Origin of the sequence: Paenibacillus sp. MCAF9, assembly GCF_052114265.1 — a bacterium.
GTDB lineage: Bacteria > Bacillota > Bacilli > Paenibacillales > Paenibacillaceae > Pristimantibacillus.
In genome coordinates this window covers 357,643-370,740 of sequence record NZ_JBFREL010000006.1, presented here as the reverse complement: position 1 = coordinate 370,740, position 13,098 = coordinate 357,643, and the positions used below count along the sequence as shown (strand labels likewise).

10 protein-coding genes are annotated in these 13,098 nt (G+C 44.5%); 9 read left to right on the top strand and 1 reads right to left on the bottom strand.

The window, feature by feature from the left end; translation table 11 throughout:
• From AB4Z45_RS13880 to AB4Z45_RS13860, 5 genes are all read left to right on the top strand, one after another.
• On the top strand, positions 1-1,776 hold the full coding sequence (locus tag AB4Z45_RS13880) for a sensor histidine kinase (protein WP_441909896.1): 1,776 nt from the start codon (positions 1-3) through the stop codon (positions 1,774-1,776).
• Positions 1,777-1,950: 174 nt separating this feature from the next.
• On the top strand, positions 1,951-3,252 hold the full coding sequence (locus AB4Z45_RS13875; RefSeq protein WP_339208504.1) for an ABC transporter substrate-binding protein: 1,302 nt from the start codon (positions 1,951-1,953) through the stop codon (positions 3,250-3,252).
• Between the two features lie 189 nt (positions 3,253-3,441).
• On the top strand, positions 3,442-4,281 hold the full coding sequence (locus tag AB4Z45_RS13870; RefSeq protein WP_372239025.1) for a carbohydrate ABC transporter permease: 840 nt from the start codon (positions 3,442-3,444) through the stop codon (positions 4,279-4,281).
• Positions 4,274-5,098 (top strand): carbohydrate ABC transporter permease, encoded by an 825-nt coding sequence (locus AB4Z45_RS13865; protein ID WP_076270107.1) that lies wholly within the window; start codon positions 4,274-4,276, stop codon positions 5,096-5,098. The genes AB4Z45_RS13870 and AB4Z45_RS13865 overlap by 8 nt, the downstream gene beginning before the upstream one ends.
• Before the next feature lie 77 nt (positions 5,099-5,175).
• Positions 5,176-8,208 (top strand): glycoside hydrolase family 2 TIM barrel-domain containing protein, encoded by a 3,033-nt coding sequence (locus tag AB4Z45_RS13860; protein WP_441909895.1) that lies wholly within the window; start codon positions 5,176-5,178, stop codon positions 8,206-8,208.
• Between the two features lie 82 nt (positions 8,209-8,290).
• On the opposite strand, the gene AB4Z45_RS13855 is transcribed toward AB4Z45_RS13860, so the two are convergent.
• Positions 8,291-9,160: a helix-turn-helix domain-containing protein gene (locus tag AB4Z45_RS13855; protein ID WP_441909894.1), complete on the bottom strand. Its 870-nt coding sequence runs from the start codon at positions 9,158-9,160 to the stop codon at positions 8,291-8,293.
• Positions 9,161-9,280: 120 nt separating this feature from the next.
• Between AB4Z45_RS13855 and AB4Z45_RS13850 the strand changes: the two genes are divergently transcribed.
• The 4 genes from AB4Z45_RS13850 to AB4Z45_RS13835 all read left to right on the top strand — a co-directional run bounded on the left by AB4Z45_RS13850 (position 9,281) and on the right by AB4Z45_RS13835 (position 13,077).
• On the top strand, positions 9,281-10,384 hold the full coding sequence (locus AB4Z45_RS13850) for a glycoside hydrolase family 172 protein (protein ID WP_441909892.1): 1,104 nt from the start codon (positions 9,281-9,283) through the stop codon (positions 10,382-10,384).
• A 99-nt stretch (positions 10,385-10,483) separates the two neighbouring features.
• Complete coding sequence (locus AB4Z45_RS13845; protein ID WP_083682390.1) at positions 10,484-10,801, top strand: Dabb family protein; 318 nt, start codon at positions 10,484-10,486, stop codon at positions 10,799-10,801.
• Between the two features lie 31 nt (positions 10,802-10,832).
• Positions 10,833-11,282: a nickel-responsive transcriptional regulator NikR gene (nikR, locus tag AB4Z45_RS13840; protein WP_441909891.1), complete on the top strand. Its 450-nt coding sequence runs from the start codon at positions 10,833-10,835 to the stop codon at positions 11,280-11,282.
• Positions 11,283-11,487: 205 nt separating this feature from the next.
• Entirely contained in the window at positions 11,488-13,077 is a 1,590-nt protein-coding gene (locus AB4Z45_RS13835; RefSeq protein WP_441909889.1) for an ABC transporter substrate-binding protein, read from the top strand.
• The last annotated feature ends 21 nt before the right edge of the window (positions 13,078-13,098 follow it).

Genomic DNA, 13,098 nt, shown 5'->3' with positions numbered 1-13,098 from the left:
ATGAGAGTTTTTTTGGACAAATTTAAATATCACGGCCTATTTATAAAAATGTTTACGGTGACGCTTGTCAGCATCATTGCCGTGTCGCTGCTTACCTCTACCGTCATGATACAAATGTCAGAGAAGCTGTTCATGAATACCTTCAGCATTACAAATTCCAAAATCATCAATCAAATTAAAGCGAACTTTGAATCCTTCAACTATTCGATCGTCACCGCCTCCAATAATGTGCTGCAAAACGGTTCGATAAAAGGTTTCCTCACAAAGCCGGATAAAAACGCTATTTCGTCGGTTAGCAGTTATTATGAGGCCAGTATGCAAATGAAACGGATTCAGTCCAATGTCGCTGCATACCCCGTCACCATTACGATCACAGGGATTAATGGCAAAAGCCATTCGACAGACAGCTATTATTGGCCGAGTTCCTTGGAGAAGCTAAGAAATAGCCGCTTAACCGAGAATACGCTAGTCGCGCCAAAGCGGTTAATCTATCAGTTGGATATTGAGAACATGGCTGATACGTCAGCAGAAGATCCGATTATCGTTGCATCCAGGGCACTTATGGAAAAGACGAGCGCGAAAAAATACGGCATTGTTTATTTTGCAATAAAGGAAAGTGAATTTAAACGGTTTTATTCAAGCTTCACAAGCAGAGGCAATGATGTCGTTATTTTGGATCGATCTGGTTTGGTCGTTTCGAGCAATCGTCATGAGCTTATAGGAAAACAAGAAGACGCTCTGCTCGGTTACGCTAAAGAAATTGACGAGCAAAAATTAGATTATAAAGATGTAAGCGTGATGGGGAAAAGCAACTTGGTGCTCTCTCAATATCTGCCTGTTTATGATTTTTATCTCGTTAATTTAATCGACAAGCAAGCAGTGCTCAGCGAGATGGTTGATTTTAAGACTGTCGCGCTTATTTGCATTGCCATTGTTTTCAGTGCACTTATTATCGTATTTCTTATATCAAGAAGATTGACGAAATCGTTGACGATGCTCGCTAGACAAATGTCGCGTATTACGGCCAATCCCTTCGATAATTATATTAACGTCACAGGCAGCTATGAGATTAAGCAGCTCGGAAATGCTTACAACTATATGTTGGATGAACTAAATGATTATATTAAGCAGCTGATTCAGACGCAGAAGGACCAGCGCAATGCAGAGCTTTCAGCGCTGCAAATGCAAATTAATCCACATTTTCTTTATAACACATTAGCATCCGTCAAAATATTAGTGCAGCAGGGCAACAAGGAAAAAGCAGCAGCCACGATCAATTCACTTATTTCACTTTTGCAAAATACAGTAAGCAACATCAGCGAGACAATCAGCGTAGCGCAAGAGCTCGTTAATTTAAAACATTATGTTTTCATTAACCATGTTCGTTACGGCGAGCAAATTGTCGTCAATTATTTTGTTTCGAATGATTGTTATGGGTATCATTTACCGAAGCTCATCATCCAGCCGTTTATTGAAAATGCCTTCTTTCACGCCTTCCAAGAGCGAAACGATGGACATATTTATGTGCTTTTCTCGCGCGAGGAAAATGCATTAGTGATTGAAGTTGTCGACAATGGGGTTGGCATGAAGGATTATGACCATGAAAATCAGGACAACAGCTCGAGCAGCGGCAGCCATTTTTTCTCTGGAATTGGCATTCGAAACGTTCAAGATCGGATCGTATTGCTCTATGGAGAGGAATTTGGCGTTGAAATTGTGAGTGATATCGGTGAGGGAACACGGGTGAAAATTAGGCTACCGCTCAAATCCTCCTAAAAAAAATACCAATAAACAAAATAAATCACAATTACATAATAACGCTTGGAAAGGTAACAATAGAATGACAAAAGCACACAAATATATTGCTAACGGGTCAATTTATCGAGTTGATATAATTAAAATCGTTAGCCGGCAAACGCTTTCAAATAAGTATCCAAGGGGTTGAATGAATTGAAAAAACTACTTGCAATTATGTTGGCCAGCTTCGTTCTGCTGACCGCATGTTCTAGTAAAGAAAACAATGTTCCTAACAATGGCGGTAAACCTGCTGAGGGGACGAAGGAAATTACAGTATGGGCGTGGGATAAAGCTTTTAACATCGGTGCTATGGAGCGCGCAAGCGAAGCCTACAAAGCAAAAAATCCGGATTCCACTTTAAAAGTAAACATCGTTGAAAATGCACAAGCGGATATTATTCAAAAATTGAATGCTGGTTTGAACGCAGGTACAACAAAAAGCTTGCCAACAATCGTGTTGATTGAAGATTACCGTGCACAAAGCTTCTTGCAAGCTTACCCAGAAGCATTTTTCGAATTAACAGATTTCATTAAGCCAGGCGATTTTGCCGATTACAAAATCGGGCCAACTAGCCTAGATGGCAAGCAATACGGCGTACCATTTGATACGGGCGCTGCGGGCTTGTACGTAAGAAAAGACTACTTAGAAGAAGCAGGCTATAAGCTAGCTGACCTTCAAGATATTGACTGGAAGAAGTTTATCGAGATCGGTAAAGCTGTGAAAGCCAAAACAGGCAAAGCACTTCTTACACAAGATCCGAATGACCTTGGACTCATTCGCATGATGATCCAATCTGCTGGTTCATGGTACTTGAAGGAAGACGGTACTACACCTAACTTAGCAGGCAACGAAGCGCTTAAGGAAGCTTTTGAAACATACAAAGAAATTATGAACGCTGACATCGTAAAGGTTATTTCTGACTGGAGCCAATTTGTTGGTGGATTCAATAGCGGTGATGTAGCAACGATCCCTACCGGCAACTGGATTACAGCTTCCGTTAAGGCTGAAGCATCACAGTCCGGCAAATGGGCAGTCGTGCCATTCCCTAAACTAACGAACAACCCGAATTCCGTAAATGCTTCTAACCTTGGCGGCAGCTCATGGTATGTCATGAACGTTGACGGCAAAGAAGCAGCGGCAGAATTTTTGAAACAAACATTTGGTTCGGATGTAGATCTTTATCAGAAGCTTGTAACAGAGATTGGCGCAATCGGAACACTTAAAGCAGCAGCTGCTGGCGATGCGTACAAGCAAGCGGATGAATTTTTCGGCGGACAAAAGGTCATTGAAGATTTCGCTAAATGGACAGAAAAAATTCCAAAAGTGAACTACGGCATGCACACGTACGCGATTGAAGATATTCTCGTTGTAGAAATGCAAAATTTCTTAGGCGGCAAAACAATCGATAAAGTGTTAAGCGATGCTCAAGCACAAGCAGAAACGCAAGTTAAATAAATCAGAGCATACGGCAAGTGAATAAAACCTGGGGCTTCTCCTACTCCTGATTCGCATGTTCGGCTTCCGGCAGCAGGAGCTGGAGGAGTCTAAAGGTTTTATTTTTTCCGTAAAGAAAGGGGTTAGGCTAACGTGAAAGCAGCGAGGCCTGGCGTGAGTATTCGCACGAGAGCCAACTTAACTGGATGGATGTTCGTTATTCTAGCCGTCATTATGATTGCGGCATTCTATTTCTATCCGATGATTCAAGCGCTCATTTTATCGTTTAAATCCGGTAAAGGTATGAATCTATCATTTACAGGATTTGATAACTACGTTCGGCTATTCAGCGATAAAACGTTTTTGACTGCCGTTAAAAACACATTTATTTATTTGATTATTCAAGTACCCGTTATGATTGTTTTGGCTATGTTTATTTCTGTATTGCTAAATGACAGCAAGCTGAAATTTAAAGGTTTTTTCCGTACGGCAATATTTTTACCGGCCGTTACCTCACTCGTTGCTTATTCCGTTATTTTTAAATACTTGTTTGCTACAGACGGATTGGTCAATAAAATGCTGACTAATCTCCATTTGGTCTCGACACCGATTCAATGGATCACGGACCCTTTCTGGGCGAAAATAACAGTTATCATTGCAATCACATGGCGCTGGACTGGCTACAATATGATTTTCTACTTGTCCGCGCTTCAAAATATTGATCACTCGATTTATGAGGCAGCAAAAATTGATGGCGCCTCCTCTACGAGACAGTTTTTTGGCATTACGGTGCCATTGCTTAAACCAATCATATTGTTTACATCCATTACTTCTACGATCGGAACCTTGCAGCTGTTTGATGAAGTTGTCAATATTACGAAGGGTGGACCAGGCAATGCGTCGATGTCCATTTCGCAATATATTTACAATTTGTCATTCAAGTATTCGTCCGATTTCGGCTATGCTGCAACCGTGTCGTATTCCATCGTAATCATGATCATCATATTGGCATTTGTACAGTTTAAAGCGGCAGGTGATAAAAATGGATAAATTAAAACGCATCTTTGTTTATATTTTTCTAAGTGTCGCTGCGTTCGTGTCCATCTTTCCATTTCTTTGGATGATTATCAGCGCTACGAATAAGTCGGCTGACGTAACGAAGGGAAGATTGCTTCCCGGCAGCCAGCTGTTTGAAAATTTAAGTCAGTTATTTGAGACGGTAGATATTGTTCCAGCATTGTTGAACTCGGCAAAAATATCGGTCACAACAACCATATTGGCCATGGTTATTGCCTCGCTCGCTGGTTATGGCTTTGAGATTTATAAGAGCAAGGCAAAGGATGTTGTATTTAACATCTTGCTGTTATCCATGATGATACCTTTTGCGGCTATCATGGTGCCGTTGTATCAAATGTTTGCAGGCATATCGCAAGCTGTTCCCTTTCTCGGCATAGACACGTTGTCTGGTGTAGTCCTTCCGACCTTTACCACAGCGTTTCTTATTTTCTTCTTCCGTCAGAACACGAAGATGTTTCCGCGGGAGCTGCTGGAGGCGGGCCGAATTGACGGGCTTAACGAAATTAGTCTTTTCTTCCGTATCTTCATGCCTACAATGAAAACGACCTATGCAGCAGCAGGAATCATTACCTTCATGTCAAGCTGGAACAACTACTTATGGCCGCTCATTGTATTGCAATCGCCGGAGAAGAAAACAATTCCGATGCTCATATCCAATCTAGGATCGAGCTATTCACCGGATTACGGCATTATTATGACAGCGATCGTTATATCCACGATTCCAACTGCGCTTGTATTCTTCCTAATGCAGAAGCATTTCGTAGCAGGGATGACGGGTTCCGTAAAATAAGCATAATCAAAGTCAGGCGGGCTGCTTGTTTCACCGCAGCCCGCCTGGCTTTTAAATCCATTTAAGGGGAAAATAAAATGAATGAAATGAAACCGACGATAAATTGGCTTACCGATTTAAGCGTATTTGCTGTGAACCGGCTGCCAGCACATTCTGATCATCGCTATTACGAATCAATAGAGGAAGCAGCCGCTGATCACCAAATGGCACTTCGCTATGATCTAAACGGAAGCTGGAAATTCAGCTATGCAGTGAAACCGGAGGATCGTCCAGAGAGATTCTACCAATTGGATTATGTTTGCGATAGCTGGGGAGATATTAACGTGCCGGGACATATCCAAATGCAGGGATACGGCAAACCGCAATATGTAAACACGATGTATCCTTGGGACGGTCATCATGATATTCGTCCGCCAGCTATTCCGGAGGATCATAACCCTGTCGGCAGCTACGTTAAATATTTTAAGGTACCAGCTAATATGCAGCAAAAACCAGTCTACATTTCGTTTCAAGGTGTAGAGTCAGCGTTTTATGTATGGTTGAACGGTGAATTTGTGGGATACAGCGAGGACAGCTTTACGCCAGCGGAGTTTGATTTATCTCCTTATTTGGTGGATGGCGAAAACAAGCTTGCGGTTGAAGTTTATCAGCGCAGTACAGGCAGCTGGCTGGAAGATCAGGACTTCTGGCGTTTCTCAGGCATTTTCCGTGATGTTTATTTGTATTCCGTTCCAAGTATCCACGTCCGTGATCTATTTGTACATGCAGATTTAAATGATGACTATACTAATGGCAGTATTCAAGCAGATCTGAAACTCGAAGGGCAGCAGCCATCGAGAATAAGGATGGAACTAAAGGATGCAGACGGTTTAACTGTTGCGACGGTTTCCTCTGATTCGGTCGAAGGTCCATCCTTATCCCTTTCATTGGATGCAGGTATAGTAATCCCTTGGAGTGCAGAAAAGCCTTATTTGTATATGCTTTATATTACCGCTTATGATCAAGCAGGTCATCTCATTGAAGCGATTCCTCAGAGGGTTGGCTTCCGCAAATTTGAAATGATCAACAAAATCATGCATCTAAACGGCAAGCGTATCGTATTTAAGGGCGTAAACCGCCATGAATTCAATAGCCGCAAGGGAAGAGCAATTTCGAAGGAAGATATGCTTTGGGATATTGCAACGCTTAAGCGAAACAATCTGAATGCGGTGAGAACCTCTCATTATCCGAATCAATCGTTATGGTATGAGCTATGTGATATTTATGGCGTCTATGTCATCGATGAGATGAATCTGGAGACGCATGGCTCGTGGCAGAAAATGGGCGCGGTTGAGCCTTCGTGGAACATCCCGGAAAACAAGCCGGAATGGCAGCCTATCGTGATGGACCGTGCGATTTCCATGGTTGAACGCGATAAGAACCATCCATCTATTCTGATTTGGTCAGTGGGCAATGAAGCTTATGCAGGCGAGGTGCTCTTGAACGTATCGAATTATTTCCGCGAGACGGACCCTAGCCGTTTAGTTCATTATGAAGGTGTATTCCATAACCGCAAATATAACGACACAAGCGACATGGAGAGCCGAATGTATGCTAAGCCCGCTGATATCGAAGAGTATTTGAACGATGACCCGCAAAAGCCATATATTAGCTGTGAATATATGCATGCTATGGGCAACTCAGTAGGCGGCATGCATAAATACACGGAGCTTGAACAAAAGTATCCGATGTATCAAGGCGGCTTCATTTGGGACTATATTGACCAGGTAATCGTGAAGAAGGACCGCTATGGTAAAGAGTTTCTTGCTTACGGCGGAGACTTCGATGATCGCGCGACGGATTATAACTTCTGTACGAATGGTATTGTTTATGCGGATCGTAAGGAATCGCCGAAGATGCAGGAAGTAAAATTTCTTTATCAGAACTTGAAGCTTATTCCTGATCGCCATGGCGTGACGATTAAGAATGAGAATTTGTTCGAGGGTACGGATGCATATGATTTAGTTGTTTGCCTCCATCTTGAAGGAAAAGAAATATTCCGCAGTACATTATCCGTTGATGTGGCTGCACAAAGCGAATCATATGTGAAGCTTGAGCTTCCTGAGGCAGCGGAGCAAGGGGAATATGTACTGCATGCTGCGCTCACATTGAAAGAAGATCATTTATGGGCACTAGCTGGCTATGAGATTTCCTTCGGACAATTTGTGTTTTTAGTGGAAAATCGTGCGGAAGCCGTGCATCCGGAAGATTCGCTTCGAGTTGTCGAAGGCGATGTTAACATTGGCATGCATGGTCGCGACTTCAGCATCATGTTCTCGAAGCAGGCAGGCACGCTCACATCGGTCAATTATGCGGGCAAAGAGATGATTGCTATCCCGCCGGCGCCATTATTCTGGCGTGCAACAACGGATAACGATAAAGGCTTCTCGCTCGGCTTCGATTCCGGCGTATGGTTTGCGGCAAGCCTGACACGCAAATGTACTCAAGTTGAACTTACCGAGCAGTCTGGAAGTGCAACCGTTACCTTCCAGTACAAGCTGAGCATTAGCTCGGAAGTGCTTGTCACCGTAGCGTACACCGTGTTCGCAGACGGCAGCTTGAACGTCAAATCCCGCTACAAAGGAGCGGAAGGGCTGCCGAAGCTGCCAATATTCGCATTATCATTCAAGGTTCCCGCAGATTATAGCCATTTGGATTGGTACGCCATGGGGCCGGAAGAGAACTACATTGACCGGGCATTTGGCGCTAAGCTTTGTGAGTTCAGCAACAATGCCGCAGACAATGTATCCGGCTATGTCGTGCCGCAAGAATCAGGTAATCGCACGGGCGTTCGCCGTGTAAATATTACGAATGATTATGGTCGCGGCATTCGAATTTCAGCGCCTGCATCGCAGCCGGTAGAATGCAATATTTCGCCTTATACAGCATTTGAGCTTGAAAGTGCCAGCCATCACTACGAGCTGCCGAACGTGCATTATACGGTAGTTACCGTAGCCGGCAGACAAATGGGTGTTGGCGGTGACGACAGCTGGGGTGCGCCAGTCCATGACGAATATCTCATTCCAGCAAATCAAGAGATGGCGTTTGAATTCAATATTCACCGCGTATAAGTTATGTTTATGAACAAGGCTATGTAAAATGAAGGGAGGCTGTCCCCAATGTAGATTATTCTACTTCAGGGGCAGCCTCTATTTATTTTTCCTGCCGGTACTTGGAAGGACTGCAGCCTTCACTCCCTTTGAATGCGCGGCTGAAAGCATGAATGTTCGAATAGCCGAGCTGCTCAGCGATATCCTGCATCGGCAAATAAGTAAACTGAATCATCATTTTTGCTTTTTCTATACGGATCTGCTGATGATATTGAATCGGTGTTTTCTGAAACATGTTTTTGAACAAATGAATCAAATGGAATTTGCTTATATGGAATCGCTCAGACAGCTCATCCAGCTTGATGCAGCGGTGCACATTATGCTCGATGTATGAACGAACATCCGTAAGCAGCCCCAGCTGTCCATCACTTTTCGTTTTGCTTCCCCAATATTGCTCCCTCATTATGAGGGACAAAATCGCCAGCAAACAGCTTTTGATACGGATCTCATAAATGGGAGGTTTCGTTTCGAATTCGCGAATCAATTCGAAAAGCGATTGTTCCAAAGGAAAGGGATCTCCAAGGCGAAAATGAGTAGGCATAAGAAACGGTGATGCGGATAGCTCATTATTACGAAACCAGCCCTTCTCCTTCGTATTCATCTGATGGAGCGGTTTAAAGGAAACGCCAACATCTTGGCTGTCAGGCTGAACATACAGATCAAAATGAACATGGGGCTGGCGAACTCTCGTTCCGCCAATATTTTGAATAGCGTGTCTTTGCCCGGGCTTAAAGAAGAAGCAGTCTCCAGCCTTTCCGTGATAGACAACATCCTCCACGGTTACGAGCATTTGACCCTCCATGAGGTATAGCAGCTCATAATCCCAAATAACCCGCTCATCCATCTTCCACGTAGGCTCCAGCACACTGTCCATAGCCACCCGAATATAGGGGGACAGTTTATCGACCTGCATATCGATCACCTCAGCAATTTATGATAAACAACTTAACAATAAAAGGTAAGGGATAATCATATCTATCATTATATAATAGGCTCGATAATAAACAATAATTGATACATGAGGTGATGGACTATGCTGCAGCAGCACGGACTAGGATTTGGTTTATCCTCCGCTCCGCTCGTCACGAATGCGCGTACCCGATCCATTTCAGCAGAAAATGTGAATGGTGAGAAAGGGCAGGGCGGTAAAGAAGCGAGCAACTTGGGCATTGGAAGAAAAGGCAGGCCTGCCATAACACTGGGTCAAGGTGAAGAAGTGACGCTTGCCCATATCCAAGGGACGGGAGTCATTCAGCATTTCTGGATTACTGTCGCGGACAAAACGGGCAGAGGGCATGCGGCACAATACGTGCTTCGTGATCTTATTCTGCGCATGTACTGGGATGATGAGACGAGCCCATCGGTGGACGTTCCGCTCGGTGATTTTTTCTGCAATGGCTTCGGTGTGCGAGCAAGCGTTCATTCACTTCCGATTGCTGTCGTTCCGACGGGCGGCATGAACTGTTATATTCCAATGCCGTTCCGGAAATCGGCGAAAATCACGATTGTAAATCAGCATGCCGCTAACATAGATGGTTTTTTCTATACGTTTAATTATTCGCTCGTTGATGAGCTGCCAGAGAATGCAGCGTATTTTCACGCGCAGTGGCGCCGTGAGAAGGTCACAGAAATAGGCAAAGACTATACGATTCTGGATAATGTCAAAGGTGCAGGACAATATATCGGCACATACCTTGCATGGGCCGCACTCGAGCGGAACTGGTGGGGAGAAGGCGAGATCAAATTTTATATGGATGGCGATCAAGATTGGCCTACGATTTGTGGAACGGGCACGGAGGACTATGTGGGAGGCGCATGGTGTTTCAGCAATACGCGGACAAACGAACCCGAATCGTATTCCACGGCGTATTTGGGCTATAAGTTTTACAAGGAAACGACGGAGGTCGACCCGTGGTATGGTCATAATGTACCCATGCACGGCATGTACCGCTGGCATCTGCCCGATCCGATTCGATTTAAAAATGATCTGCGTGTGACGATTCAGCAAATCGGTCACGACCATACGAAGCTGTTCGAACGCTCCGACGACATCTCATCCGTAGCCTATTGGTATCAGATGGAGCCGCATGCCCCATTTCCTCAGATGCCCCCGGCTAATGAGCGATGGCCGAGGTAAGCATAAGGCAGTGAATACATTCGTGATAACAATAGAATAGAAGTCCATGATATGATAGGGAGAACGTCGTATTTTACAAAAGAAAGGAGTTACTCGAATATGTACGAGCATCTCGTATCATTTAAGTTTAAAGAGAAGCTTTCTAGCACCAAAGAACAAGAGCTGCTGAGCGCTCTTTATTCCTTGCAAACAGAAGTTCCAGGCATCATTGAATTGACTGCAGGCTGTAATGCAACGACAGAAACGGATAATATTCAAGGTTACACACTGGGCTTGCGAGTTACCTTTAAGGATCAGCAGTCTTTGCTCGACTACGGTCCGCATCCTGCACATCAGCATTTTGTAGGTTTGCTGGACGGGCTGCTTGATAACGTAATCGTTGTAGATTATCCAATCTTGAATAAACCGATCAACTAGCTGTCGAATCTGAAGCAGGCAGGGTGAGCAAATGGCTGAAAAGGAAGAGCTGGTTCGGTTTGGCGTGTCCTTTCCGGCACCGCTGATTGATCAATTTGATCGATATACAGACGAACTTGGCTATCATAATCGATCGGAGGCCATTCGTGATTTGGTTAGGCGAGCCTTGCTTGAGCCAACCAGAATGAACGGTCAGGAGCATGTTGCAGGTACGATTGTTCTCGTATATGATCACCATGTCAGTGATTTACCCATTGTTCTGATGGAGGTGCAGCATCGCTTTCATCACGATATTATTTCCAACATGCATGTCCACTTAAACCATGATCAATGCTTGGAGGTCATCGTCGTGAGAGGACAGCTGTCGCGCCTGCGGTCGCTGCATCAGCAGATTCAAGCACAGAAGGGCGTCATTTATGCCGAGCTCTCCGTTACTTATGCGGATAAACATGATTCTGCCATAGAGCATACTCATACTTGAGATCGGAAGCTGTTATATTTGAATTTTTTAATAGGATTGTACATTTAAGAGGATTTCTAACATATCGACGCTGTCGATGTTAGGTCCTCTTTTTTTCTGGCGTTTTTTGAGCGAATTTTGAAGAAAAAGGATGAAACTCTATCAAAGTCGTGTTACAATATCACATAATCGTGTTACTTAATGTAACGCAACAGGAGGGATTGGGTTGAAAACTATCGTTTCAGCTATCACTTATGCAATCATTGTTATATTCATCATCACAGGATGCAGCAGTGTGAAGCCGGCAGACACTACTGCCAAAACAGATGAGCTAATTGTTGCGGTAGGATCAGAGCCGGACACCGGTTTTGATCCGATTAAAGGCTGGGGACGGTACGGCTCTCCGCTATTCCAGAGTACACTGCTTAAACGGGATGATGATCTGAATATTGTGAACGATTTGGCTGCTGACTATCACGTAAGCGAGGATGGCAAGTCGTGGAAGGTCAAACTGCGGGAGGATGTCGTATTCTCCGACGGAAAGCCGTTAACTTCTGAGGATGTGAAGTTTACATTTGATACAGCTGCCAGCAATGGCGCTGCGATTGATCTAACTAATTTAGCAAACGTAGAAGCAGGAAATAACGAAGTTGTGTTTCATTTAAAGAAACCGCAATCGACATTTGTTTATTATCTCATAACGACAGGTATTGTACCTAAACATGCTTATTCGAGTAGTTATGCGGAAAATCCGATCGGCTCAGGTCCGTTTACATTCGTACAATGGGATCGCGGACAGCAGCTAATCGTAAAGGCAAACGCGAACTATTACGGAGACAAGCCGTATTTTCAGAAGCTGACTTTCTTATTTTTAAATGAAGACGGGCCATTCGCGGCGGCAAAGGCTGGAAGCGTTGATCTTGCTTATATACCGTCCACGTTTAGCAAACAAAAGGTTGCTGGCATGCGGATTGAAGCAGTAAAAACAGTAGATAACCGCGGAATAGCATTCCCCTTTGTCAAAGCTGGCGGCAAAACGGAAGAAGGTTATCCCATTGGAAATGATGTAACCGCAGATAAAGCAATACGCCTGGCTATCAATACGGTAATCGATCGTCAGCAGCTGGTCGATGGCATTTTGGACGGGCATGGCTCACCTGCCTATACAGCGAATGATGGTCTTCCATGGTGGAATGACGAGACGAAGATCAAGGATAATGATGCTGCTGCAGCCGCCAAAATATTAGCGGATGGAGGCTGGGTGGACAGCGATGGTGATGGTATCGTCGAAAAAGGGACGTTAAAAGCACAGTTTACACTTCTGTATCCTTCAGGTGACGTTACACGGCAATCGTTAGCGCTGGCTGCGGCGGAAATGGTGAAAGCTGCCGGCATTCACATTTTGGTTGAAGGTAAAAGCTGGAACGAGCTCGAGAAGCTGATGCATTCGAATGCTATGCTGCTAGGCTGGGGAAGTCATGACCCGCTCGAAATGTACAATCTATACAGCAGCACATTTGGTGGCGTTGACTATTACAATACGGGTTATTACAGCAACCAGACCGTGGATCAGCTGTTTGAACAAGCGTTGGACGCGCGTACGGAGGAAGAAGCACTGGCCTATTGGAAAAAAGCGCAATGGGATGGACAAACGGGACTGAGTGCAAAAGGCGATGCTCCATGGGCATGGCTCGTAAATATTGATCATTTGTTTCTCGTGAAGGACAAGCTTTATATCGGAAAGCAGCGAATTCAGCCGCATGGTCACGGATGGCCTGTAACGGACAATATTGAGAGCTGGCGCTGGGAAGAGTAACGGGCGGGAGAGGTTGTCAGC